This window comes from Ruegeria sp. AO1, from assembly GCF_056535985.1.
In genome coordinates, this window is record NZ_JBQFJC010000001.1 from 1,776,549 (window position 1) to 1,800,243 (window position 23,695).

Genomic DNA, 23,695 nt, shown 5'->3' on the forward strand with positions numbered 1-23,695 from the left:
TTCTCATATTTCCCCGAGTCGGTAAAGAACTTTTTATGAACATTTGCGAACTTTATGGATACTTCGTTACTAACCCACTGAAATCAAACGGATCGCCTGATCCTGTTTCATCAGCCAAAGCAGAACACGCGCAGCTTTGCCTCTATCTGTGGTCAATTTGGGATCGGTATTCAGCAAGGCTCGTGCATCAGTTTGGGCAACGGCCATCAATCCGGCCTGCCGTTCCAGATCCGCAATGCGAAACTTAGGCAGGCCCGACTGGGCCGTGCCAATCAGATCGCCCGCACCACGCATCTGTAGGTCAGTCTCAGAAATGCGAAAGCCGTCCTCGGTCTCACGCAGAACCTCCAACCGTTTGCGGCCACCCTCACTGAGAGGCGCCTGATACATCAGCAAACAGGTCGAATCCGCATCCCCTCGGCCAACGCGTCCGCGTAATTGGTGCAGTTGAGCCAGACCGAAAATCTCAGCCCGTTCGATCACCATGATCGAGGCATTGGGGACGTTCACGCCCACCTCGATCACGGTCGTCGCTACCAGAACCTTGGTTCCACCTGTCTGGAACGCGGTCATGGCGGCATCTTTTTCGGCAGGCGGCATTTGACCGTGGACCAGACCAACGGTGCCCTCTCCCAAGATAGCGCGCAGGCGCTTGAACCGCTCTTCCGCCGCCGTTAGGTCGGACACCTCGGACTCATCGACAAGCGGACAGACCCAGTAACACTGCCGCCCTTCCTCAATGGCGCGGCGCAGATGGGCGACGACTTCTTCCATCCGCCCTGTGCTGACAATCGCGGTCTTGATCGGTTTTCGCCCCGGCGGCTTTTCATCCAGAACCGAGACATCCATATCGCCATATTGCGCCAGGGCTAGACTGCGCGGGATCGGCGTGGCCGTCATGACCAAAACATCAGCACCCTGCCCTTTTTCCGACAGCTCCATCCGCTGGCGCACGCCAAAGCGATGCTGTTCGTCGACAATCGCCAGACGCAAGGCCTTGAACGCCACATCATTTTGGAACACCGCATGGGTGCCCACAAGTATCTGGATATCGCCAGCCTCCAAAGCGGCAAGCTTGGCCCGCCGCTCTGCCCCCTTGTCGCGTCCGGTCAGGATTTCCAACACAACGCCGGCCTCTTCCGCCAAGGGACGCAACCCCTCAAGATGCTGGCGTGCCAGAATCTCGGTCGGAGCCATCATGACCCCCTGCCCCCCGGCCTCCACCGCGACCAGCAGAGCCATGAACGCCACCAGCGTTTTGCCTGCGCCCACGTCACCCTGAAGCAACCGGTTCATGCGCGATTCCGAGGCCATATCGCCCACGATTTCATCTATCGCCCGTGTCTGCGCACCAGTTGGCCGATAAGGCAGGCTCGCCAGAACCTTCGATTGCAACTTGCCCGAGCCAACACTGACAATCCCGCGTGCTTTGCGTTCCCGTTGCCGCGCCAGAGCCAGCGTCAACTGATGCGCCAGCAGCTCATCATAGGCCAAACGCTCGCGCGCCGGGGCGAATGAAGCTACGTCATCCGCGCCTTGAGGGTTGTGTGCGGCCTGAATTGCCGCGTGCCATGAGGGCCAGTTTTGACTGCTGATCTGCGCCGGATCAACCCATTCGGCCAAGACCGGTGCGCGCGTCAAAGCGCTGCGGACGGCCTTGAACATGGTCTTCTGCGTGATCCCCTGCGTCAGATGATAGACCGGCTCAAACTCCGGTATTTCCGAGGCTTGATCTACGGGCAGCAAATGATCGGGATGCACCATCTGCGCCATGCCGTCGAACAGCTCCAACTTGCCCGAGATCACACGGCGCGATCCCTCCGGCAGGACTTTCTTCAGGTAGTCGCCACGCGCGTGAAAGAACACCAGTTGGAAATCGGCCTGACTGTCCTCGACATGGACCCGATACGCGCCGCCCCGGTTCCGAGATGGGCGATGCGTGCCGACCGTGACCTCAACCGTCAACGTCGACGGCAGATCAACCCCTTGGATCGTGTCGCGCCTGCGTCGATCAATCACGGCATAGGGCAAGCCAAACAGAACATCGCGCGGGCTTTCCATCCCGGTCTGCGCCATCGCCTGCGCGGTCTTTGGGCCGACCCCCTCCAACGTTTCAACCCCAGCAAACAGGGGAAATAAGGATTCTGGCCGTCCGCTCATGCGCCGTCGATAAGCTGCAACCAGCCATCCTCATCCAGGGTTTCGATCCCCAGCTCTGCCGCCTTTTTGGCCTTGGAGCCAGCGCCCGGCCCCGCAACCAGAATATCGGTTTTCTTGCTGACCGACCCTGAGACTTTGGCCCCCAACGCCTCGGCCCGCGCCTTGGCTTCGGCGCGTGTCATCTTTTCCAGCGTGCCGGTGAAAACCACGGTCTTGCCCGCCACCGGGCTTTCTGAGGCTGGCGCATCGGGAGGCACGACGGTCAAATGCGCCTTGAGCGCATCAAAAGCCTGTCGCTCTTCGACGTTGGCGAAGGCGTCGGACAGGGCCAAACCAACCGTCGCGCCGATCCCGTCAACCGCAATCAAATCCGACCACGCGGCTGAAGCCTCTTCGGGGACGGACAATTCCGCGATGGTGGCGGTGCGGCTTTCCTTGATCCGCGCCCGACGCCCTTGAGAGGCGGCGGCCAACCGTTCAGCCTCCTCCGCTTGATCCGCGGCGCGATACGCAAGCGCCGCCGGTCTCGCGGTATCGACAGCTTGGGACATCGCCTCCCAGTCGCGGTAATGCAGCGCAAGATCACGCGCGACGACCTCACCTACATGGCGGATGCCAAGGCCAAACAGCAATCGCGCAAAGGGAATAGTCCGTTTTTCATCTATGGCCGCAAACAGATTGCTGGCCGAGGTGTCCCCCCATCCTTCGCGATTTTTCAAACGGGACAGAGCACTTGAGTCCCGCTCTTGCAGATTGAAGATATCGGCAGGCGTTTTGATCGGCAGGACGGGATCTTCATAGAACATCTCGATCTGTTTTGCGCCCAAGCCTTCGATATCGAAGGCTTTACGAGACACGAAATGCTTTAACTTCTCAACGGCTTGTGCCGGGCAGATCATACCGCCCGTACAGCGCCGCACCGCGTCACCTTCTTCGCGCACCGCCGCACTTCCACACTTCCCACACGTGCGCGGGAACTCATAAGGAACCGCATCTTCAGGCCGTTTCGACAGGTCGACATCGGCGATTTTAGGGATCACATCCCCGGCGCGGTAGACCTGTACCCAATCCCCCTCGCGGATGTCCTTGCCATCCCGGATGGTGCCCCCCTTGGCATCGCGCCCGGCGATATAGTCTTCGTTGTGCAGCGTTGCATTCGAAACCACAACTCCGCCAACTGTGACCGGATGCAAACGCGCAACAGGGCTGAGCGCGCCGGTGCGGCCGACCTGAATGTCAATCGCTTCAAGCCGGGTCCAGGCCAGTTCAGCGGGAAATTTATGCGCGATGGCCCATCTGGGTGTCGTCGATCGAAACCCGAGACGGGCTTGCAGGCCAAGGTCATCCACTTTGTAGACCACACCATCGATATCATAACCCAGCGTCGCGCGCTGTTCTTCGATCGACCGGTAGTGCGCCAACATGTCCTGAGTTGTCTTGCACAAACGTGTCAGCGGATTGGTCGAGAACCCAAAGCTTTTCAGACGCTCAATCGCCCCATCTTGCGTCTCCGCCAGAGGGGCCGACAGCTCTCCCCACGCGTAGGCAAAGAACTTCAGCGGTCGCGCGCGCGTGATTTCGGCATCCAACTGTCGCAACGAACCGGCTGCAGCATTTCTGGGGTTGGCAAAGGGTTTGCCGCCAGCCTCAGCCTGACGTTGGTTGAGCGCTCCGAAATCCGCGTGAGACATGTAGACCTCACCGCGCACCTCCAGAATATCGGGGGCGCCTGCGATAGTATGTGGGATATCCGAGATCGTTCGGGCATTCGCCGTCACATTCTCTCCCACTTCTCCATCGCCCCGCGTGGCGGCTTGGACCAGTTTTCCCTGCTCATACCGCAGGGACAATGAAAGCCCATCGATCTTGGGCTCAGCCGTATAGGCCAAAGGCGCGTCCGCAGAAAGGCCGAGATATTTGCGAATCGAGCGGTCGAAATCCGCAACATCCTCATCATCAAAGGCATTGCCCAATGACATCATGCGCTGTGCATGCGTGACTTTGGAAAAGCCGTCCGCCGGGCGCGCGCCAACTTGATCACTTGGACTGTCAGAGCGTTTTAGATGCGGAAATTTCTCCTCTATTTCGACATTTCGCCGTTTCAGCGCATCGTACTCGGCATCCGAAATCTCAGGCGCGTCTTCCCCGTGGTATAGCCGGTTGGCACGCAACAGCAGGTCTGCAAGGCGCGCGAGTTCGGCGCGTGCCTCTTCCTCTGTCAGGTCTGCTATCGAGATGGAATTGCTCATGGCCTCGCCCTGTCACTTTGTTCTGGACCTCAGTGATAGGGCGAGGTCATGGCTAGGTCCAGATGTGCTGAGCCGTGAGTGGAAATGCCACCCTCTGGACCATAGGGGGCAAGTGTCTTCGAACGTCAGGCGTTGACCGCCATCCGCGTCTCGTCGAGGGAGTTGCTTTGCGGGTCACGCAAAACGTAGCCGCGCCCCCATACGGTTTCGATGTAGTTGTCACCGCCCGTCGCGTTGCTGAGCTTCTTGCGCAGCTTGCAGATAAACACGTCGATGATTTTCAATTCGGGTTCGTCCATGCCGCCATAGAGGTGGTTGAGGAACATCTCTTTCGTAAGGGTTGTGCCCTTTCGCAAGCTCAACAGCTCGAGCATCTGGTATTCCTTGCCGGTCAGATGCACTGTCTGACCATCAACCTCGACGGTTTTTGCATCCAGATTGACTGCAACCCGACCGGTGTGAATCACCGATTGCGAATGGCCCTTTGAACGGCGAATGATGGCGTGGATACGGGCCACCAGTTCTTCGCGGTGGAACGGTTTGGTCAGATAGTCGTCTGCCCCAAACCCGAAGCCCTTAATTTTGCTTTCGGTGTCATCAGCACCGGACAAGATCAAAATTGGCGTTTCCACCCGAGCGATACGCAGTTGGCGCAGAACCTCATGCCCATTCATATCCGGCAGGTTCAGGTCCAAGAGAATGAGATCGTAATCATAGAGTTTCGCCAGGTCGATCCCCTCTTCCCCAAGGTCCGTCGCATACACATTCAGGTTGGCATGCGTCAGCATCAATTCAATGCTTTTGGACGTGGTCGGATCATCCTCGACAAGAAGTATTCTCATTTCACTGCTCCAATTCGGGTCAAAACTTCCAATTAAAAATAAACCTGACCAAGAATGGTTAATCTTGCGTTAGCGTTGAATCATTTATTCACTTTCGCCTTTAGGTTGTCGATATTTTTTTAGCGCGGTAACTTTCAGAGCATCAACGCCATGCTCTGCCACAGCAGAGACCCAGATGTTGAATTCCTCATCACTGATGCCGTAGCGTTTCTTGGCCTCGGACAAGGTGATCAGGCCATATAGTACCCCGCGCACGACAAGGATCTTGCGCGACGCCACCCAGCGCCGCGTGTCCGGCGGCGGCAGATCCGCCTGCGACAAAATCGTGCCATCCGGAAGGGTTACAGACCGCGGACCTTCAACTTTGTGCAAATACATCTCTCAACCCTTCTCTGCTGCGACAAAGTTGACACCAGCCTACTTAATGCTGCGTGAAACCGCCCCTTGAGAGTGTCTAGAATTTTCTTATATTCTGCCGGTCTTTCTTAACCCGGACTGGAATCGCCATGGCCCTCGCCGCCGAGACCCAACTCAATTCGCTTGGCTTTGCCAAACCGCCCTCGGAAACGCGGGTGGTGGTTGCTATGTCGGGCGGCGTCGACAGCTCGGTCGTGGCAGCGTATCTGGCGGATCAGGGCTATGACGTGGTGGGCGTCACGTTGCAGCTGTACGACCACGGCGCGGCGCTGGCCAAGAAAGGCGCGTGCTGTGCCGGGATCGACATCCATGACGCACGACGCGTGGCCGAAGAGCGTGGGTTTCCGCATTACGTTCTGGACTATGAGAACATCTTCAAGGACGCGGTGATTGACGAATTCGCCGACAGCTATCTGGCGGGCGCGACCCCGGTGCCCTGTATTCGCTGCAATGAACGGGTGAAGTTCAAGGACCTGTTGGAAACCGCGAAAGACCTGGAAGCTGACTGCATGGCGACCGGCCACTATATTCAGCGCAAGATGGGACCGAACGGGCCCGAGCTGCACAGCGCCGAGGATGCGAACCGCGATCAGTCCTATTTCCTGTTCTCCACCACGCCAGAGCAGCTGGATTTCCTGCGTTTCCCGCTGGGGCACCTGCCGTCCAAGGATGCGACCCGCGAAATGGCGGCGCAATACGGGCTGGCCGTTGCGGACAAGCCCGACAGTCAGGACATCTGTTTCGTTCCCAACGGCAACTATGCCAGCGTCATCGAAAAACTGCGCCCCGGTGCTGCTGAACCCGGTGAGATCGTCCATGCCGATGGCCGTGTGCTGGCAAAGCATAACGGCGTGATCCACTATACGATCGGTCAACGCCGCGGGCTTGGCATCGGTGGCCTCAGCGAGCCGCTTTACGTGGTGAAACTGGACGTGGACACAAAGCAGGTCGTTGTCGGCCCGAAAGAGATGCTGGCGACCCGCAAGGTCCCGGTGCGCGAGATCAACTGGCTGGGCGATGAACCCTTCACGTCGCGCGACGAATGGCACCTGTCGGTCAAGGTCCGCTCGACCCGCCCCCCGCGTGAGGCGATCATTCGACCCCTGTCAGACACCACAGCCGAGGTTGAGTTGCTGACGCCCGAAGAAGGCATCTCTCCGGGACAGGCCTGCGTGTTCTACGCCCCCGAAAGCAGCCGCATTTTCGGGGGCGGCTGGATCTGGCGCGGGTATTAGGCCGAAACCGGCGTAACCTCGGGTTCGATCTGGATCTGAAGCGCATCGTTGAACCGATTGAACGCCCCGCAAAGGGCAATGCGCCATGTCAGCTCAACGATCTGTGCGTCAGTGAACCACTCTTTCAGGTCAGCGACCTCAGCGTCGCGCATCCGACCTGAGCGGGTGGTCACCGCTTCGGCATAGCGGACCACCGCCTTGTCACAGGCGTCCAGCTCGAGGTGATCCTCGACCTCCGGCAGCCGAGCGACGCCTTCTGCGCTGAGACCTGCCACGGTCAGCAAGGGCGTGTGATGCGACACGCAATAGTCACAGGCATTCAGTTTGGAAACCGTGACCATCGCCAGCTCCAACGCGCGGCGCGGCAGGGTTGCCTGCGCGCGTAAAGTGGTGAGCATCCCGCTGACATGTTCCAGAACCGGCGGGCAATGCGCCGCCACCCGCGCCCAATTGCCGAACGGCCCATATGCGCCCAATTCCGCATGCGCCGCGCGCGCGGCCGGTGTCATCTCATCGTCGGTCAAGGCGGGAATACGGGTCATCAAGGCTCTCCTTCTGCCGCAGGGTATCGCAAGCCGCAAGTCCAACTGCAACGCCGCTTCGTTCACAACACCGAGACAGATCAGAGTATATCAGTCGGCGAGTTCAGCAGAATGTAAAGCCCGACGCAGACCATGATATAGGGCGCGATCTTCTCTAGCCGAGTGACGCGTGGGCCTAGTTTCTGCGCATGAGGCGCACCCCAGGCAGCAATCGCTGCCAGGCTTGCCGAGGCGCAGACCGCGCCAATCAGTGCTGCCAGCCGGAACGCGGGGCTGGAATCCGCCAGCAAGGGTGTCATCACGGCGAATGTATCGACCGACAGGCTGAGAAACAGCGTCACAACCGAGGTCACCGCGCCCTTTGGCGTGTCGTCTGTTTGCTCAACACCTGAAATCTGGTGCCAGATACCGCGCAGGCCAAGTGCCAATGGAACGATCCCAAGATACCCGATCCACTCTGGCAAGCCGCTCTGGCTTAGGCCTGTTGCCACGGCTAATGACAGGCACAGGACAAGCCCATGCGCGACGGCGAACCCCACAAGCGAGCGGCGGTGATCCATAACCAGCATCAGCCCCAACAACACGGCCAGATTGTCGAGATTGGTCGACACCATCACAACCCCGGCCGAGATAGAAAAGAGAAGATACTCAAGCATCAGCTTTGGCCATCCCGGCCAAAACGGCCTTGGCGGCGCGTAGGCCCGGCGCCTCACCACCGCGGCCCAGACGATCCATCGTGACCGCCATGGCCTCACGCTGGGCCTCCGGCTGCGCTGCAACACGTTCCAGGGCTTCGGCGATCCGGTCGGGCTGGCAATCGTCCAGCAGACACTCGGGCACCGTCCGCTTGTCCGAGACCAGATTGACCAGCGTCGCCGTGTCCAGATGCACCATCCGCTTTGCGATCAGAGTTGTCAGCCAGTTGAGGTTATAGGCAATCACCATCGGCGTGGCCTGAGCCGCCAGTTCCAGTGACACAGTCCCTGACGCTGCCAAGGCCAGATCAGCCGCCGCAAAGGCCGCCCGCTTTGGCGCCACCGCCTGATCCGAGGGCAGATCACGTGGATCAACCACCACGGGCGAACCGGGCCAATTGCGCAAATGCTCGGTCACGGTGTCGACCATATGGGCCACCGCTGGCACAACAACCCGCGTTTCTGGGCGGGTCCTAAGGTAGAGCGAGAGCGCCTCGCCAAAGACAGGTGCAAGCCGGTCGACTTCTCCCCGGCGCGAACCCGGCAGGGCCAGCAACAGCGGCGCATCCCCCAGATCATGGGCGTCTCGAAAGGCCTTGATGTCCGCTTGCGTCGCCTGCGGTTCGCTTGCCACCGGGTGGCCGACAAAATCGCACTCCATCCCGGCGCGTTCCATGTAGGGCGGCTCGAAAGGAAGCAGCGCCAGAACATGGTCAATCACCTTGGCCATCTTGTCGGCCCGCCCTGGACGCCAGGCCCAGACGCTGGGGGCGACATAGTGAACAGTGCGAATGTCACTGCTCGCCTTGACCAGTTTGGCCACACGCAATGAGAAATCCGGGCTGTCGATGGTGATCAAAACATCCGGCTGTGTCTCCAGCACAGCCTGTGCCGTCTCAGATATCCGGCGCTTGAGGTGGAAGAACTTGGGCAGAACTTCGACCAACCCCATGACGCTGAGTTCGGACATGGGAAAGCGGCTGTTCAGGCCCTGAGCCTGCATCAGCGGCCCGCCAACCCCGTCAAACGCGACGTCAGGGACCAGCGCCTTTAGGCCCTCCATCAACGCGCCGCCCAGCCGGTCGCCCGAAGGTTCTCCGGCGACCAGAAAAACACGCATCAGACGGCCCGCTCGCGCACAAAGAGGAACAGGCCAAGGCGGTTGCACTCGGCGATGACATGATCCCGCCGCAGCACCATCACGCCGCCTTTTTCGATCACAATGCCCGTCAGACCGGCGGCCACCGCATCGGTGACGGTCTCCGGACCGATGGCAGGCAGATCAACGCGGCGATCCTGATCGGGTTTCGGACCTTTGAATAGAACGCCTCCGCCCGCATCCGGGCGCTGGGTCAGCGATTGCAACATCCACGCAGTGCCAAAAATACTCTCCACCGCCAGAGCCTGCCCTTTGGAGACGGCACAGGCCTGACCGATATCGGCACTGCCCATCGCGCGCAGAATACCTGCGGCACGGTCGGCATCGGCCAGATCGGCCTCGGACGGGTGCGTCTCGGTCAGGCATCCCAGCGGAGGCAGCAGATCAGGTGCGATCTCATGCGCGGCTTTGACGGCCAGACCGGCATCTTCGATAATACCGATCACAGCGCGCAAAGCGCCGTCGTCACCCGACATCATCGCCTTTTGAATGATCGGCACCAAAGGCATCGTTGCGGCATCAATCCGCGTGGGATCGACTTTTGGCCGCTGCACCGCACCCGCCATGCAGATCTGCGTCACGCCGCGCGCTTTGAGATCTGCGAGAAAGCTGCCGAGCTGCTCCAGGCGGAAAACGACGTCCGCCGTCAGGTTCTCAGGTTCGAACCCCTCCATCGCGCAGACCAACGGACGGTCTGGCAGAGCGTCCACGACAGCGTCTGGCAGAACACCCGTCCCTGCGATCAAAGCCAGCATTTGGTTACTTCCTCGGCGTCAGGAACGAGCGATCTGATTGACCGGTGACGAACTCGACAATGCGCTGAACATATTCGCTGTCGGTACCCTCGCCTGCGCGATGGGCGCGTTCCTGAAAGGTCCCTTCGCCGCCGGACAGTTCCTTGAACGCCGCCCGCAGTGCCGAGATATCCTCACGCGATACACCGCGACGTTTCAGGCCAACAAGGTTAAGCCCGTCCAACTCGCCGCGCGGCGCTTGCACCAGACCGTAGGGAATAACGTCATTCGGCACCATGGTCAGCGCGCCAATGATGGCGCCACGACCAACACGGACCCATTGGTGCAGGCCCGATATACCGCCAACGATTACGTCATCTTCGACGATACAATGCCCCGCCGCGCCCGCGTGGTTCACCATGATCACACGGTTGCCGATCTGAACGTCATGGGCCACGTGAACTCCGGCCATGAACAGGCAATCGTCACCGATCCGAGTCACACCACCACCGCCTTCGGTGCCCGTGTTGATGGTCACATGCTCTCGGATGCGGTTGCGCTGGCCGATCTCAAGCCGCGTATTCTCGCCGCCGAATTTCAGATCCTGGGGAATCTCACCGATCACCGAGAAATTGAAGATGACAGTATCGTCGCCGACCGAGGTATCACCTGTGACGACCACATGCGTCTTCAACTCGACCCGGTCGCCCAGTTTGACCTGAGGACCCACATAGCAGAACGGACCAATCACACAGTCCTGACCGATCTGCGCACCCTCTTCGATGATTGCGCTTGGGTGAATTCCGCTCATGTCGTTTTTTCCATGTCCCAATCGACATAGGCCGAGAAATCGGCTTCGGCTGCGACCTCACCGTCAACGGTGGCGCGTCCGTTGAACTTGAACAGCTTGCCGCCCTTCTTGCCGCGCAGGGTTTCGACATGCATCTCCAGCACGTCACCCGGCACCACTTTGCGGCGGAATTTGCATTTGTCGATGCTCATGAAATAGATCAGCAGCTCGGTATCAATGACATCCATGCCGACGCCCAGCATCACGCCCGAAGTCTGCGCCATCGCCTCGACAATGGTGACACCCGGCATTATCGGCGTTCCGGGGAAGTGGCCCTGGAAATGAGGCTCGTTCATGGTGACATTCTTGATGCCACGGGCCGATTGATAGCCGTCGATGTCGACCACCTTGTCGACCAGCAGAAACGGATAGCGATGCGGCAATATCCGCTGAATCAGCTGAATGTCGGCGCTTTTGGTTTCCGTCGTCATCGTTCACTCGTCCCGTCATTTGGATGTGTAAGTTTCCGCGTGGTTAGCAATACCCGCCCCCGAGGGCAAGCGAACCTATTCGCCTGTGCCGTCCTGCAGGCCGGTTCCATCGCCAATTGCGGCATTGATGCGGGCAATCGCTTCATCGGTAATGTCCGAGGTGTCGGCGCTGAGGAATACATTTGCGCGTTCCAACACGACGGCGGCCCCTGTTTCGCGCATCAGTTCGATTAGAACGGGCCGCGCCAAGGCATAAAACGTTTGGCGGCTTTCTTCGCTACGCCGGGCCAAAGCGTCCAGTTTGGCGCGTTGGCCATCCCGATGCGATTGCACCTTTTCGTCGAAGGCCTGCGCCAGAGGGCGAAAGTCCTCGGGTGGCAATTCCGCGCGCATCTGCGTCAAGTCTTTCTCTTCGCTGCTGAGTTCGGCCACGATCCGTTCGTTTTCTTCTGCAAGCTGCGCGCTCTCAGTTTCGATCTCGAGCAGTACGCGCTTACCAAACGCAGACTCCGTGAACAAACGGTCGCTTGCGATGGTCAGAACAAGCGGGTCACGTACGCCCAATTGTTGCGACACACCCTGAGGCGCAAGCGTGAGGCCTAGCAAAACGCAAAGGGCCCGAACTGGGCCCCAAGCTTGCCTGAGTGAATGCAACAGCATACCAAGTTAGAACCTTGCCTGAACGGTCAGGTCGAAACTCTGTTCCTTGTCGAAATCTTCTTTTTTCAGAGCTTTCGAGAAGTTGAAGCGCAGTGGGCCGAACGGTGTTTCCCACAGAACCGACACACCAAGCACGTGACGGATCGAGCCATCAGCCCCCACAATATTCGCACCTGCTGTGTTGACGTTGCTGACATTGTAGAGGTTGCCGACGTCGTAAAACAGACCGCCCCGCAGGCCCAATTCCTCGGGCAGCCCAAGAGGAAAGTCGCTTTCGAACCGCGCCACCCAATAATAGTTGCCGCCGATTGCATCATCCTGCCCGTTGGACAAGTCTCGCGGTCCGATACCAGCCGGTTCAAACCCCCGGAACGTGCTGGGCCCCAGAATGAAACGGTCAATGGTACGGCTGAAGTCATTCCCCGACCAATGCAGCGCACCGGCTTCAAAAGTTGCCCGCAGAACGACCTCTTCGTTCCACACACGGGTCTGTGCGATACTGCGCGCAGTGGTCTTGAAGAACTTGTTGTCACCGCCCAGGCCCGCTGCGTCAAACCCGAGTTCGAACAAAACACCGGCGTTTGGATTCAGACCACCCAGTCGGCTATCATACACATAAGTTAGGCCAAGGGTGCTGCTGACCCGCTCACCTTGAGCAATTTCCGAGCTGATGACCGCGCCGTTCGGCTGATCGCCTTGCTGGGTCATTTCAGATCGTTCCCAACCGTAGCGCACACGCAGGGCCGACAAATCGCCAATCGAGTAGGTTAGCTGCGGGGTAAAGAACGCGCGGTCGGTATCATAGCTTGCAAAGCTGGAATTTGTTGCCGCAATGCCCAAACCAAGATCAAAACGCAGTTTACGGCCCAAAAGGTAAGGCTCGGTAAAACTCAAAGAATATTGCTCTGAGTCCTGGGCAGTTGAGATGAGTACCCCAATATTCTGGCCCCGGCCAAGAAAGTTCGATTCATTCAAGCCAATCGCAATACCGAAACCATCCGAGGCAGAATAGCTACCACCAAGGCTCAGCGAGCCGGTTGGTTGTTCCTCGACATCGACATCCAGGATCACCTGGCTGGGCGAGGATCCTTCGCGCGGCTCGACCTCTGCATTTGCAAAGAAGCCTAGTGCGTTGATCCGCTCAGCCGCTTGACGGATTTCACGTGGGTTGAACGGGTCGCCTTCCACGGTGTCGAACTGACGACGGATCACCCGGTCCAGCGTTGTTGTGTTGCCCTCGATATCAATCCGTTCCACGAAAATCCGCGGCCCACGGCTGAGGACGAATTCCACATCCAGCGTCAGATCACGCGGGTTGCGTGTTACGCGCGGTTCGACCCGCAGGAAATCCACGCCCTGCTTAACACCCAACCGCTCCTGACGCGCAATCGAGTTCTCGATCAGGGTCGGCGAATAGGTCACGCCCGGTTTGATCTTCAGAGCATCCTGATAGATCGACGGATCCACACCCGGGATCTCGCTTACGGTCGTGATTCTGCCAAACGAGAACTTCTGCCCTTCGGTGATATTCATGACCAAGAAGAAAGCATCCCGCTCGCGGGTGAATTCAACATTGGCACTGTTCACACGGAAGTCGACATAACCACGTGACAGGTAGAAATCCCGGATGACCTGTTTGTCGAACTCGATCCGGTCCCCGATGAACGTATCGTTGCGGAAGAACGTCCGCAGGAAGGTCGCCTGTTTGGTCTCAAGCACGCGACGCAGGCGGCGGTCCGAGAAGGCACGGTTGCCGACGAAGCTGACACGTTCAACCTCGATCGTGGTACCTTCTGCAACTTCGAATACCAGATCGACGCGGTTGTCGTTTCGGCGGATTACGCGCGGAATTACGGTTGCCGAAACACGACCTTGGGCGGAATAGACTTCGGCAATCAGATCGGCGTCCGCCTCGGCTGCCTGCGGAGTGAAAACACGGCGCGGCTCGGACGAGATCACATCCAGCAAAAGGTCATCTTTGACGCGGCGATTCCCTTCGATGCTGATCTGGTTGATCGTCGGGTATTCCTGCACCTCGATCACCAGAGTCGTGCCTCGAGGTGTCAATTCGACTGTTTCAAAAACACCACTGTCAAGCACACGCTGATAGGCGTCGTTCAACTGACCGGCCGAAACCGTCTGCCCGGGTTCGATTCCCGTCCGTTGGATGATTGTACCTGTCTCGATGCGCCGGTTCCCCTCAACCTCGAAGGAGTTGATGGTAAAGTTTTGCGCCTGCGCTGCATGCGGCAAAGCCAGTAAACCCATTGCCGCAGTAAGAAAAAGAAATGATCGTGTGCGCCACAAAATCTTGTTTGTTGTCATCTGCCCTCCGCAGGATATACCCGCGCCTCGCCCGTCAGCCATTTTTTCTCTACCCAAAAATTTAGGACTTAATGCTGAGTAACGAGATTGAATGCGCTTGTCAAAACTCCAAAACCATCGGGGCGACGATAGGTCACCTGACACGCATTATAATAGGGTTTTGGGGAATCAGAGACCGGCGAGATACGCGCCGCCGGCAAGCGCCAGCGCCGTCAGACCAAAGCACAAAAGCACATCCCAGTTCAGAACAAACAGGACGCTGACACTCTGATAGGATTTTTGAATAGCTTTGGTCATGGCCGCCTCATTTTCAGCGGCTAATTTTTACCCCTGAAATGAGGCAGCAATGCGGCGCGATTGCGCCGCTTGCGCCACAATCAGCAGAACAGATCGTTACTGACCGAGAAAACCATGAGGCTGAGAACCACCGCAATCCCGAGGGTCATCAAAATCCGCAGGGCCTTGTCGCTGGGCGGTTTGCCCGAGACCGCCTCATAGGCGTAGAACACAAGGTGCCCTCCGTCCAATGCCGGGATCGGGAAAAGGTTCAAAAGACCCACGGCCGTTGACAGTACCGCGATAAAGAAGATGAAGTTCTGCGCACCCTGGCTGGCCATGGCGCCCGAGGTCTCGGCAATTCCGATCGGACCCGAAATGTTACATGTGCTAATCGCGCCGGTAATCATGTGCCACATGCCGGACAGAGAACCTTCGATGATGCGACCGGTCTGGCCCACCCCGCCAACCAGCGAATCCCAAAGCCCCGCAGGCTCGGTCGCGGGTTGCAGCATCATGCCGCCGACGATCCCGATCCGCCAATGGGTGACAAAACCGCCATCTGGCTTCGGTTCATCAGTCCGACGCGGAGCAAGCGCGAATTCAAGCTCGGCCCCGTCACGCCAGACGTTCAGCAACAACACCCGACCGTCCGAGCCTTCGACATGTTCTTTCAGCTGTTCGAAGGCAAAGATCGGATCTCCATCGACCGAAGTAATGACGTCGCCCCCTTCCAGCTGGATATCAAACGCCGCACTGCGCGGTGTGACCTGCTGAATCAGCGGCGGAAACAGCCAAGGGGCTGAGACATCCAACGTTTCGCCATCGCGCAGAACCGTATAGTCCAGCACCGGCTCGACCGGCAGCGCGTCGGTGAAATCGCTCCAAGCGCCTTCTTCATCGAAATCAGGCACTTCAATCCCGGCAATGGCCAGAATCTCATCACCCTCCTGCAGCCCCTGCTCTGTTCCCGGCAGCGGCTTCAGTTCGCCAACCGTCAGCGGCTCACGCGTGACGCCCTGAGACCAGAAGATCAGGCCAAAGACCAGAATGGACATGACGAAGTTGAAAACCGGCCCCGCCGCCACAGTGGCAGTTCGCGCCCACAAGGGTGCGCCGTGCATGGTGTGGCGCAGATATTCGGGCTGCTGCTGCGCGATGTCATCCATCGTGTCTTCATCCTTGCCCGAGGCCGCATTGGCATCGCCAAGGAACTTCACATATCCACCAAACGGCAACAGCGCGATCTGCCACCGCGTGCCGCGCTTGTCCACGCGACTCCACAGAACAGGGCCGAACCCGATCGAGAACACCTCGGCATGAATGCCGGACCAGCGACCGACGATGTAGTGCCCGTACTCGTGAACCGCGACGATCGCGGAGAGGGCGATCACAAAGGCCACAATCGTCCAGAGCAAATTTCCGAACTGAGGGATCAGCGAAAGTACGTCCAAAACTCTATCCTGCTCGTTTGATCACGGCTTCATCCGTCCACTGCCGTGCGAGATGGTCCGTTTGCTGTACGTTATCAAGGGTCAAAGGGGCGTTAATAAGACCATCTTCGGCATCAAATCGATCCAGAACGCATGAGACGACATCCGCCATGGTCGTGAAACCGATTTGGCCTGCGATGAAGTGATCCAGCGCGCGTTCTTTCGCGGCGTTGAAGACCGCCCCGGACAGCCCTCCACGCGCCATCACGTCTCGGGCCAATTTCAGCGCGGGATAGCGGTTCAGGTCGGGATCGGAAAAGCGCAACTGGCTGAGCTGGGCCAGATCCAGCCTCTGAACCGGCAGATTACGCCGTTCAGGCCAATGCAGAGCATAACCGATTGCATGCCGCATATCCGGCGGGCCCAAGTGCGCCATCAGCGCCCCATCCCGAAAACCGACCATCGCATGGACAATGGATTCGGGATGTACCAAAACCTCGATCTGGTTCGGATCGACGCCAAAGAACTCTCGGGTTTCAATGATTTCAAGCGCTTTATTGAACATGGATGCACTATCAATCGTGATCCGCTGCCCCATGTCCCAGTTCGGATGGCTTGAGGCCTGCATAACGGTCGCGGACGCCAAATCCTCGAGCGGCCAATCCCGGAACGCTCCGCCGCTTGCGGTGATGATAACGCGTTCGACCGCATCCATATCCTCACCGACCAATGCCTGAAACACCGCTGAATGCTCACTGTCGACGGGCAGTACACGCGCATCGTTCTCGCGGGCCGTCTGCAACACAAGCGCGCCAGCACAGACCAGAGTTTCTTTATTGGCAAGCGCCAGCGTTGCGCCGTGTTTCAACGCCTCAATTCCGGGGGCCAGACCGGCGGCGCCAACGATCGCGGACAGCACCCAGTCCGCGGGTCGCGCGGCGGCCTCAACGATCGCGCTCTGACCCGCCGCCAACTCGATCCCGCTGCCCTGCAAAGCCTCACGGAGGTCCTGCAATCGATCCTCAAACGCGGTGACGGCGAATTGCGCGCCAAGCCGCTGGGCGTCCTCGGCCAGTTGCCGGATATTCGCGCCACCTGTCAGCGCGACCACGTCATAGGCGTCGATATCGCGCGCAATGAGGTCAATCGCATTCTGACCAATTGATCCGGTCGCCCCGAGGATTGAGACTTTGCGCATCACATCTCTCCGGGTGCGTAAACCAGCCCCGCTATCAGCACAAACAATGCCGCGCCCATCATGCCGTCAAACCGGTCGAGAAAACCGCCATGCCCCGGTATGAGGTTCGAGCTGTCCTTGACGCCGAATTTCCGTTTGACCGCGCTTTCAACGATATCGCCCGCCTGGCTGGCCATGGACGCCAGAACCGAGACCAGAACGAAGGGCACCCCGAACCCGCCATGCAGTGCGAAGCCCGCGCCAATCAGGCCCGCCGCAACCCAGCCACCTGCTGTTCCCGACCATGTCTTCTTTGGGCTAACCTTGGGCCAGAATTTCGGGCCACCAATGGTTTTGCCCACGAAATACCCGGCAACATCGGTGGCCACGACAACCGCGATCAGCCAGACCATCCAACCGAAGCCCATGTTTTCACGAATGGAAATGAAACCCAGACCAGCGCCCGCGATCCACAAGGCAAACAGAAAGTACAAGCCGCGCGAACGGGTGACCTGCCCTGCCCCGACCAGCGCCGGAGCCACCAGAAACGGCAACTTATAGAGCGGCGGCACGTGATAGCTGATGATCACCGCAACCCCGGTCAGGATACCGAGCTGCACGGCCATGCCACTGCGCTGCGGTTCAATCATCCGCACGAGTTCCCAGGTCATCAAACCGCAGGCAACCGCGATGAAGCTTTCAAACCACAACCCGCCCAGCCAGACCTCAACCGCGCCGATTGCGACCAAAACGACTGCGGACAGAATCCGTGCGGTCAGATCAGACCATCGGCCTTCGCTCATGCCAGTACCGCCCCGAAACGCCGCTCGCGCGAGCCGTAGTTGCGGCACAGACGCTCCAATTCGGCCGCAGTGAAATCCGGCCAGAGCGTGTCGATAAATTCGTATTCGGAATAGGCAGATTGCCAGAGGAGAAAGTTCGAAATCCGCGCCTCTCCGCTGGTGCGAATGACCAGATCGGGATCGGGAAGAACACGTGTATCCAGATACTTGGGCAGAGTTTCTTCATCAACATCCTCGGGCTTCAGCCTCCCTTCGGCCACATCCCGTGCAAGACGTTTTGTGGCCCGCGCCACCTCATCCCGGCCGCCATAGTTCAACGCAACGGTCAAATGGACCAAATCGTTGTCCTTCGTCGCCTCTTCCAGCGAATCCATCAGGTCGATCAGCTTTGCATCCAAGCGGACCCGGTCGCCGATAAAGCGTACGCGAATGCCGTTCTCGGCCAGAGTGCGGGTTTCCTTGATGATGTAGCGCCGAAACAGGCTCATGAGGCCAGCGACTTCGACCTGAGTCCGCTTCCAGTTTTCCGTCGAAAACGCAAAAACGGTTAGGTATTTGATGCCCAACCCCGGACAGGCCTCGACCACCTCACGTACGCGCCGCGCACCTGCGTGGTGACCAAAAAGCCGAGGGCGGCCACGCGCCTGCGCCCACCGACCATTGCCATCCATGATAATCGCGACATGCTTTGGGCCAGCCTGCACGTCCGTATGTGGATCCTTGGGCATCAGTACCGGCTCAGACCTGCATGATTTCCGACTGCTTGGTCTCAAGCGCGGCATCAACAGCTTTGATCATCGTGTCGGTCAGATCCTGAACTTCGCTCTCCCAGAACTTCTGGTCATCTTCGGACATTCCGTCCGATTTCGCTTTCTTGATCTGATCCATACCGTCCCGGCGCACGTTACGGATCGAAACCCGCGCGCTTTCGGCATATTGCCCGGCAACTTTGCCCAACTCGCGGCGGCGCTCTTCGTTCAGTTCCGGGATCGGCAGCATGATGATGGTGCCGTTCAGCTGCGGATTGATGCCGAGCCCGCTTTCACGGATCGCCTTTTCAACCTTGCCCACAAGGCCCTTGTCCCAGACATTCACCGTCACCATCCGAGGTTCAGGCACATTGACCGTGCCAACCTGGTTGATCGGCGTCATCGAGCCATAGGCATCCACCATCACCGGCTCCAGCATCGAGGCCGAGGCCCGCCCGGTGCGCAGAGAGGCAAATTCAGTTTTGAGATTGGACATAGCGCCGTCCATGCGGCGTTTCAGATCGTCGGTGTCCAGTTCGAAGTCGTCAGACATGCTGCTCACTCCCCGTCTTCAAGTGCTGTTTGGATGGGTCTTAAGCCATCACATTTGGGATGTATAGCAATCATGAGCATGAATTGTGGCAATGACCAGAACTGTTTCGGTCCTTTTGCCGCCCAGAAGGTTAAGCCAGGGCAGTTCTGCCCCGGCTATTTTCTTGGATCAGGCGTTTACGTCGACGACAACGCGGCCCTTGACCTGACCTTTCAGAATATCCGCACCCAGTTGCGGCAAATCGGACAGAGCTGCCGGATGCACCATGGCCTCCAGCTTGTCCATCGGCAGGTCGGTCGCGATGCGCTGCCAAGCCCGCAGGCGGTTGTCATAAGGCTGCATCACGCTATCGATCCCCAGAAGGTTCACACCGCGCAGCAGGAAGGGAATCACTGTTGCAGGCAACCCCGCTCCGCCAGCAAGACCGACTGCGGCGACCGAGCAGCCATACTTCATCTGCCCCAAAACGCGCGCCAGCATGTCACCGCCAACGGCATCTACACAGCCCGCCCAAGTTTCGCTTTCCAGCGGGCGCTTCGTAGTCTCGTTCAGCTCTTCACGCGGCACGATGGTCGTGGCGCCAAGCGATTTCAGGTAGTCTCCGGTCTCAGGGCGACCGGTCACAGCCGCGACCTCATAGCCCAGCTTGCCCAGAATGGCCGTCGCCACTGAACCAACGCCGCCTGCAGCACCAGTCACCAGCACAGGCCCACGATCCGGCGTCAACCCGTGATCCTCCAGAGCCATGACCGCCAACATGGCCGTGAACCCAGCCGTTCCAACGGCCATCGCCTGCCGCGCGTCCAGCCCATCCGGCAACGGCACCAACCAATCGGCCCGAGCGTTGGCCTTCTGCGAATAGCCACCCCAATGGGCCTCACCCACACGCCAACCGGTCAGAACCACCTTGTCACCCGGCTTGTAGCGGTCGTCCGAGGACGCCTCGACCGTTCCTGCATAGTCGATACCGGGAATGTGCGGGTAGTTGCGCACCAGACCGCCGCCCTTGGCCGACAGGCACAAACCGTCCTTGTAGTTCACCGTCGAATACTCAACAGCAACCGTCACCTCTCCGGCAGGCAAATCCTCAAGCGAGAGTTGCTTGACCGAGGGACTTGCCAGACCGCTTTCTTCATCCTTTTCCATAACCAAAGCATTGAACATATTGCTATCCTTTCATTTTTGACGGCCAGCCCAATCCTTCACCTGGCCCAAAATATCTCGGGGGAGTCGCGCAGCGACGGGGGCAGAGCCCCCTGCCTCCGCTAGATCCAAAACTGCCCCTGCACCGTCGCGCCTCGCATACCGTCAGGCGTTTCAACTTCGACCTTGGTTCCGGCGTCCCAATGGCTCAATTTGACCATACCTATCGAAACATTGGTCGAGAAATCCGGAGACCAGGCAGAAGACGTCACCTGACCCACCTGCTTTCCGTCCGCAAGAACAGGCCACGGCTGGACACAAGGCGGCACTGCATCTCCGTCAATCGCGATCGGACGTATCTGCTGCACTGGACCTTCTTTGGCCACACGCAACAACGCATCCCGGCCCACACAGCCGATGGCGGTATGCGTGTTGCAGAACTTGCCCAGCCCGCATTCATGCGGTGTGTTGTCGTCGGTCATGTCATTGCCGTAGGACAGCAACCCACCTTCGATCCGCTCGATCAGGTTGGGGCAACCGGCCCGCACGTCCAGGTCTTCACCCGCCGAGAACAGAGCGTTCCACAGAGGCATGCCGATGTCGCTGCCCTCGACATAAATCTCGAACCCGCCCTGTTTCGAGTATCCCGAGCGAGCAACCGCAAGATCGCGCCCTTCGAATTCGAACATGTCGAATTTGAAGAAACGAATATCGCGCACACGGTCTCCGAAAACGCGGGCCATCAGCTCCTCAGCTTTTGGCCCCTGAACGCCCAAGGGCGACACGTCCGGCTCATCAACCAGCACATCCAGACGATATCCGTTGGCCAACCCTTTGACCCATAGCAACAAATCGCTGTCGGCGATAGAGATCCACCAGCGGTCCTCCGACAGTTTCACCGCCACGGGATCGTTCAGCATACCACCAGTTTCGTCCACAATCGGCACATAGAAACACTGCCCGGGAAGCATGCCACGCAGGTCACGCGGTGTCAGCATCTGCATCAGACGGGCAGCATCCGGCCCGCGCAGTTCAACCTGACGTTCGCATGAGACGTCCCAGACCTGAACGTTCTTCTTCAGGTGATGGTAGTCGGCCTCGACACTTTCAAAAACCGTTGGCAACAACATCCGGTTGTAAACCGTGTAGCCTTTGACACCAGCGGCTTCGACGCCTTCGGAAAACGGCGTGCGACGCAGGCGACGAGACAGGGATATTTGCGGCATTCAGCCCTCCTTTGGCATGAAGCAAAGATCGCTGACCGGGGCTTCGGAACCGGCTTCGGTCAGCATTTTGTGGAGTTGTCCACGATGATGGGTTTGATGGTTGAAGAAATGCATCACGCATTGCGCGTAAGGCAAAGTAACATCAGCCTCTTTTGCGGCTGAGTACCAAGTGAAAGGACCCAAAAGGACCTCATCGCCAAGCGTATCCGCCCAATCCGAGATCCGGTCATCCATAGCCACGCGCAGAGCCAGCCAGCTGTCGAGATCGGGGCAGAGATACACGCTTTCGTGGATGCCGCCTCCGGGTCGGTGGATGTTGCTTTCCGGTCCCGGACCTTTGTCAAAGCGTGACATCCAGATCCAGTCGCCCCACAGCAAATGGTTCGCCGTGCCTATAATCGAGCCGAAAAAAGCACCACGTTCCTGCATCAGTTCTTCGGGCGAAAGCGCTTGAAGAAATTCCGCCAACTGGCTGTTTTGCCAGTGGTTGTAGCGCGCCATTTCTCGGGCAAAGGCTCCGGTGATCATCACTTCGGCCCATGCCAGTCGATCGGGCAAATCTCGGCCGATTTACCGCCGAAATCCCAGACGCGACCATAGTCGCGCACTTTCGATTTGTTTCCTCGGGCTACGATGATGTCCGGCCCCATCCAGTATTTGGAGTTCGACACCATCACCGGATGCTCAGGGTCTTTACCGCCCAGCATCTCGATCTCGCCTTGGATTTTACGACCGATCGCGATCCTTCGCTTGTTGCCGTCCCGTTCGATCTGGACCGGAGCACGCTCGGCCCCGATGATCTCACTCACCAGCATCGTGAACAGGCCAGTGGTGCCGCCGGCCTGACCGCTGAAAATCTGCAGCAGCCCGTTATAGGCCTTGCCGCTCGCGCGTTCATCTACATAGGCAGCGACTTTCCACTGCCCCTCGCCCATACGACCCGGAATATCGACCAGAAGACCAACATTCAGGCCCGATAGATCTTCGCCCTCGTAGTGCCCTTCGTCGATGATCACACCCATCCAGGCGTGACAATGACCCTCGGTCGGAGGGTGCGCGCCCAACGAGACCACGCAGGGGCAGAACACATCGCATGAGCAGTTCAGGATCAGCTCGCCCTTGATGGACCAGTCCGTTGGGCTCATCTCACGCCGTTTGGGGTTGGGCATACGGCTGTCGATCCGCTGACTAATCGGAAGCCGGTCGGCCTCGGGTTTTCTGTTTTTCGCCATCAGCTTATCCTCCGTAAGCAAAGGGATAGATCAGCAGCACAACACCGCCTGCGATCAGTATGAACCCCATGGGTCGGGTCACAGCATGCCCGATCTGGGGGAGTTTTTCCAAAACCATGAACAAGGTCGCCAGACCCATCCACAAAAGGCTCATGACGCCACCAACAAAGCCAAGCGCCATGAAGCCCCAGCAGCAACCGACGCAGAATGCGCCGAGCCCCAGCCCCATTCTCACACCGCCCGCAAAGCCGGTTTTCCAATGGCCCAGGAAATACGTCATTGGGGCATGACAAACGCCGTGGCAGACCTCTTTCGCGCGAGTGAACTGGAAGGCGCCGACCACGATCAACAGCCCTCCAGCCACCCAATGGGACTTGGCGATGCCCAGCATATCGACAAAACCGCCGAACAGCAGAGCAAGTTGCACACCCGCAATGAGCGCCGCAAACCCGACCCAGACGATGAAATACCCGGCCAGAACGCCCAGCCATCCAGCCCCTGTACCATTGGCGCTGCGGATCAGGTCGTCATAGCTGCGGAGCGTCGGCACCAGCGTCGGCAACATCATCGCCGCCATCATGATCGCCCACATCCAGAACAAAGGTCCGAACTCGGCCATGGGCATATACATATCCATGCGCGGATCCATCACCGACATGGCCTGTCCCATCGGCCCTGGCCGACCAATCCAGTCGAGGTCCATGTCGCGACTCATCGAGAACATGACCCACCACGCCCACAGGATCACAGCATAGAACGCCAGCCACATTCCGCTGCGGAATAATGCGCGACTCATGTGATCCT

At 58.8% G+C, this 23,695-nt stretch carries 24 protein-coding genes; 1 reads left to right on the forward strand and 23 read right to left on the reverse strand.

Annotated elements, in window-relative coordinates:
* Nucleotides 1-69 precede the first annotated feature (69 nt).
* From recG to sciP, 4 genes are all read right to left on the reverse strand, one after another.
* Complete coding sequence (recG, locus tag ACR3FB_RS08765) at nucleotides 70-2,160, reverse strand: ATP-dependent DNA helicase RecG (RefSeq protein WP_480564586.1); 2,091 nt, start codon at nucleotides 2,158-2,160, stop codon at nucleotides 70-72.
* Nucleotides 2,157-4,409: an NAD-dependent DNA ligase LigA gene (gene ligA, locus ACR3FB_RS08770; RefSeq protein ID WP_480564583.1), complete on the reverse strand. Its 2,253-nt coding sequence runs from the start codon at nucleotides 4,407-4,409 to the stop codon at nucleotides 2,157-2,159. Before ligA ends, recG begins: the two co-directional genes overlap by 4 nt.
* 125 nt (nucleotides 4,410-4,534) lie before the next feature.
* Nucleotides 4,535-5,251 carry a response regulator transcription factor CtrA gene (gene ctrA, locus ACR3FB_RS08775; RefSeq protein WP_170466869.1) on the reverse strand — a complete coding sequence of 239 codons (717 nt, stop codon included), beginning with the start codon at nucleotides 5,249-5,251 and terminating at the stop codon, nucleotides 4,535-4,537.
* A gap of 84 nt (nucleotides 5,252-5,335) precedes the next feature.
* Complete coding sequence (gene sciP / locus ACR3FB_RS08780; RefSeq protein ID WP_170466867.1) at nucleotides 5,336-5,629, reverse strand: CtrA inhibitor SciP; 294 nt, start codon at nucleotides 5,627-5,629, stop codon at nucleotides 5,336-5,338.
* Between the two features lie 128 nt (nucleotides 5,630-5,757).
* On the opposite strand from sciP, the gene mnmA reads away from it, so the two are divergent.
* The gene (mnmA, locus tag ACR3FB_RS08785) at nucleotides 5,758-6,903 is read left to right on the forward strand and encodes a tRNA 2-thiouridine(34) synthase MnmA (protein WP_480564580.1); all 1,146 of its coding nucleotides are present in this window, start codon (nucleotides 5,758-5,760) and stop codon (nucleotides 6,901-6,903) included.
* Here the strand turns inward: mnmA and ACR3FB_RS08790 are convergent.
* The 19 genes from ACR3FB_RS08790 to ACR3FB_RS08880 all read right to left on the reverse strand — a co-directional run bounded on the left by ACR3FB_RS08790 (nucleotide 6,900) and on the right by ACR3FB_RS08880 (nucleotide 23,687).
* On the reverse strand, nucleotides 6,900-7,445 hold the full coding sequence (locus ACR3FB_RS08790; protein WP_480564577.1) for a carboxymuconolactone decarboxylase family protein: 546 nt from the start codon (nucleotides 7,443-7,445) through the stop codon (nucleotides 6,900-6,902). The two genes, mnmA and ACR3FB_RS08790, sit on opposite strands and share 4 nt — an antisense overlap.
* Nucleotides 7,446-7,525: 80 nt before the next feature.
* On the reverse strand, nucleotides 7,526-8,101 hold the full coding sequence (locus ACR3FB_RS08795) for a hypothetical protein (protein WP_170665099.1): 576 nt from the start codon (nucleotides 8,099-8,101) through the stop codon (nucleotides 7,526-7,528).
* Complete coding sequence (gene lpxB, locus ACR3FB_RS08800; RefSeq protein WP_480564574.1) at nucleotides 8,094-9,260, reverse strand: lipid-A-disaccharide synthase; 1,167 nt, start codon at nucleotides 9,258-9,260, stop codon at nucleotides 8,094-8,096. The genes ACR3FB_RS08795 and lpxB overlap by 8 nt, the downstream gene beginning before the upstream one ends.
* Nucleotides 9,260-10,054, reverse strand: coding sequence for an LpxI family protein (locus ACR3FB_RS08805; RefSeq protein ID WP_480564571.1), 795 nt, complete (start codon nucleotides 10,052-10,054; stop codon nucleotides 9,260-9,262). Before ACR3FB_RS08805 ends, lpxB begins: the two co-directional genes overlap by 1 nt.
* 4 nt (nucleotides 10,055-10,058) lie before the next feature.
* A complete protein-coding gene (gene lpxA, locus ACR3FB_RS08810) occupies nucleotides 10,059-10,844 on the reverse strand; it encodes an acyl-ACP--UDP-N-acetylglucosamine O-acyltransferase (RefSeq protein WP_480564568.1) in 786 nt (261 codons plus the stop codon).
* Nucleotides 10,841-11,314 carry a 3-hydroxyacyl-ACP dehydratase FabZ gene (gene fabZ / locus ACR3FB_RS08815; protein ID WP_480564565.1) on the reverse strand — a complete coding sequence of 158 codons (474 nt, stop codon included), beginning with the start codon at nucleotides 11,312-11,314 and terminating at the stop codon, nucleotides 10,841-10,843. Before fabZ ends, lpxA begins: the two co-directional genes overlap by 4 nt.
* Nucleotides 11,315-11,389: 75 nt before the next feature.
* The gene (locus tag ACR3FB_RS08820) at nucleotides 11,390-11,890 is read right to left on the reverse strand and encodes an OmpH/Skp family outer membrane protein (protein ID WP_480564562.1); all 501 of its coding nucleotides are present in this window, start codon (nucleotides 11,888-11,890) and stop codon (nucleotides 11,390-11,392) included.
* A 90-nt stretch (nucleotides 11,891-11,980) separates the two neighbouring features.
* Complete coding sequence (gene bamA, locus ACR3FB_RS08825; RefSeq protein WP_480565583.1) at nucleotides 11,981-14,299, reverse strand: outer membrane protein assembly factor BamA; 2,319 nt, start codon at nucleotides 14,297-14,299, stop codon at nucleotides 11,981-11,983.
* A gap of 168 nt (nucleotides 14,300-14,467) precedes the next feature.
* Entirely contained in the window at nucleotides 14,468-14,596 is a 129-nt protein-coding gene (locus ACR3FB_RS08830; RefSeq protein WP_419737989.1) for a hypothetical protein, read from the reverse strand.
* A gap of 80 nt (nucleotides 14,597-14,676) precedes the next feature.
* Complete coding sequence (gene rseP, locus ACR3FB_RS08835; protein WP_480564556.1) at nucleotides 14,677-16,029, reverse strand: RIP metalloprotease RseP; 1,353 nt, start codon at nucleotides 16,027-16,029, stop codon at nucleotides 14,677-14,679.
* 4 nt (nucleotides 16,030-16,033) lie between these two features.
* Complete coding sequence (gene dxr / locus ACR3FB_RS08840) at nucleotides 16,034-17,206, reverse strand: 1-deoxy-D-xylulose-5-phosphate reductoisomerase (RefSeq protein WP_480564553.1); 1,173 nt, start codon at nucleotides 17,204-17,206, stop codon at nucleotides 16,034-16,036.
* Nucleotides 17,206-17,988 carry a phosphatidate cytidylyltransferase gene (locus ACR3FB_RS08845; RefSeq protein ID WP_480564551.1) on the reverse strand — a complete coding sequence of 261 codons (783 nt, stop codon included), beginning with the start codon at nucleotides 17,986-17,988 and terminating at the stop codon, nucleotides 17,206-17,208. Before ACR3FB_RS08845 ends, dxr begins: the two co-directional genes overlap by 1 nt.
* A complete protein-coding gene (locus ACR3FB_RS08850) occupies nucleotides 17,985-18,716 on the reverse strand; it encodes an isoprenyl transferase (protein WP_170458293.1) in 732 nt (243 codons plus the stop codon). Before ACR3FB_RS08850 ends, ACR3FB_RS08845 begins: the two co-directional genes overlap by 4 nt.
* 10 nt (nucleotides 18,717-18,726) lie before the next feature.
* Nucleotides 18,727-19,290 carry a ribosome recycling factor gene (gene frr / locus ACR3FB_RS08855; protein WP_170373774.1) on the reverse strand — a complete coding sequence of 188 codons (564 nt, stop codon included), beginning with the start codon at nucleotides 19,288-19,290 and terminating at the stop codon, nucleotides 18,727-18,729.
* A gap of 168 nt (nucleotides 19,291-19,458) precedes the next feature.
* The gene (acuI, locus tag ACR3FB_RS08860) at nucleotides 19,459-20,454 is read right to left on the reverse strand and encodes an acryloyl-CoA reductase (RefSeq protein WP_480564548.1); all 996 of its coding nucleotides are present in this window, start codon (nucleotides 20,452-20,454) and stop codon (nucleotides 19,459-19,461) included.
* Between the two features lie 101 nt (nucleotides 20,455-20,555).
* Nucleotides 20,556-21,659: a dimethylsulfoniopropionate demethylase gene (locus tag ACR3FB_RS08865; RefSeq protein ID WP_480564546.1), complete on the reverse strand. Its 1,104-nt coding sequence runs from the start codon at nucleotides 21,657-21,659 to the stop codon at nucleotides 20,556-20,558.
* Nucleotides 21,660-22,187 (reverse strand): DinB family protein, encoded by a 528-nt coding sequence (locus tag ACR3FB_RS08870; protein WP_480565002.1) that lies wholly within the window; start codon nucleotides 22,185-22,187, stop codon nucleotides 21,660-21,662.
* Entirely contained in the window at nucleotides 22,187-22,891 is a 705-nt protein-coding gene (locus ACR3FB_RS08875; RefSeq protein WP_170458301.1) for a DUF1326 domain-containing protein, read from the reverse strand. The genes ACR3FB_RS08870 and ACR3FB_RS08875 overlap by 1 nt, the downstream gene beginning before the upstream one ends.
* Nucleotides 22,892-22,895: 4 nt before the next feature.
* A complete protein-coding gene (locus ACR3FB_RS08880) occupies nucleotides 22,896-23,687 on the reverse strand; it encodes a DUF2182 domain-containing protein (protein ID WP_480564543.1) in 792 nt (263 codons plus the stop codon).
* Nucleotides 23,688-23,695 lie beyond the last annotated feature (8 nt).

Excerpts from the sequence above, each read along its gene's own strand:
- ACR3FB_RS08805 (WP_480564571.1), bottom strand. The coding sequence starts at position 10,054 with ATGCTGGCTTTGATCGCAGGGACGGGTGTTCTGCCAGACGCTGTCGTG.
- recG (WP_480564586.1), bottom strand. The coding sequence starts at position 2,160 with ATGAGCGGACGGCCAGAATCCTTATTTCCCCTGTTTGCTGGGGTTGAA.
- acuI (WP_480564548.1), bottom strand. The coding sequence starts at position 20,454 with ATGTTCAATGCTTTGGTTATGGAAAAGGATGAAGAAAGCGGTCTGGCA.
- ACR3FB_RS08790 (WP_480564577.1), bottom strand. The coding sequence starts at position 7,445 with ATGACCCGTATTCCCGCCTTGACCGACGATGAGATGACACCGGCCGCG.
- ACR3FB_RS08880 (WP_480564543.1), bottom strand. The coding sequence starts at position 23,687 with ATGAGTCGCGCATTATTCCGCAGCGGAATGTGGCTGGCGTTCTATGCT.
- frr (WP_170373774.1), bottom strand. The coding sequence starts at position 19,290 with ATGTCTGACGACTTCGAACTGGACACCGACGATCTGAAACGCCGCATG.
- ctrA (WP_170466869.1), bottom strand. The coding sequence starts at position 5,251 with ATGAGAATACTTCTTGTCGAGGATGATCCGACCACGTCCAAAAGCATT.
- bamA (WP_480565583.1), bottom strand. The coding sequence starts at position 14,299 with ATGACAACAAACAAGATTTTGTGGCGCACACGATCATTTCTTTTTCTT.
- ACR3FB_RS08850 (WP_170458293.1), bottom strand. The coding sequence starts at position 18,716 with ATGCCCAAGGATCCACATACGGACGTGCAGGCTGGCCCAAAGCATGTC.
- dxr (WP_480564553.1), bottom strand. The coding sequence starts at position 17,206 with ATGCGCAAAGTCTCAATCCTCGGGGCGACCGGATCAATTGGTCAGAAT.
- ACR3FB_RS08830 (WP_419737989.1), bottom strand. The coding sequence starts at position 14,596 with ATGACCAAAGCTATTCAAAAATCCTATCAGAGTGTCAGCGTCCTGTTT.
- ACR3FB_RS08875 (WP_170458301.1), bottom strand. The coding sequence starts at position 22,891 with ATGGCGAAAAACAGAAAACCCGAGGCCGACCGGCTTCCGATTAGTCAG.
- ligA (WP_480564583.1), bottom strand. The coding sequence starts at position 4,409 with ATGAGCAATTCCATCTCGATAGCAGACCTGACAGAGGAAGAGGCACGC.
- lpxA (WP_480564568.1), bottom strand. The coding sequence starts at position 10,844 with ATGAGCGGAATTCACCCAAGCGCAATCATCGAAGAGGGTGCGCAGATC.
- ACR3FB_RS08795 (WP_170665099.1), bottom strand. The coding sequence starts at position 8,101 with ATGCTTGAGTATCTTCTCTTTTCTATCTCGGCCGGGGTTGTGATGGTG.
- ACR3FB_RS08870 (WP_480565002.1), bottom strand. The coding sequence starts at position 22,187 with ATGATCACCGGAGCCTTTGCCCGAGAAATGGCGCGCTACAACCACTGG.
- sciP (WP_170466867.1), bottom strand. The coding sequence starts at position 5,629 with ATGTATTTGCACAAAGTTGAAGGTCCGCGGTCTGTAACCCTTCCGGAT.
- ACR3FB_RS08865 (WP_480564546.1), bottom strand. The coding sequence starts at position 21,659 with ATGCCGCAAATATCCCTGTCTCGTCGCCTGCGTCGCACGCCGTTTTCC.
- mnmA (WP_480564580.1), top strand. The coding sequence starts at position 5,758 with ATGGCCCTCGCCGCCGAGACCCAACTCAATTCGCTTGGCTTTGCCAAA.
- ACR3FB_RS08845 (WP_480564551.1), bottom strand. The coding sequence starts at position 17,988 with ATGAGCGAAGGCCGATGGTCTGATCTGACCGCACGGATTCTGTCCGCA.
- fabZ (WP_480564565.1), bottom strand. The coding sequence starts at position 11,314 with ATGACGACGGAAACCAAAAGCGCCGACATTCAGCTGATTCAGCGGATA.
- lpxB (WP_480564574.1), bottom strand. The coding sequence starts at position 9,260 with ATGCGTGTTTTTCTGGTCGCCGGAGAACCTTCGGGCGACCGGCTGGGC.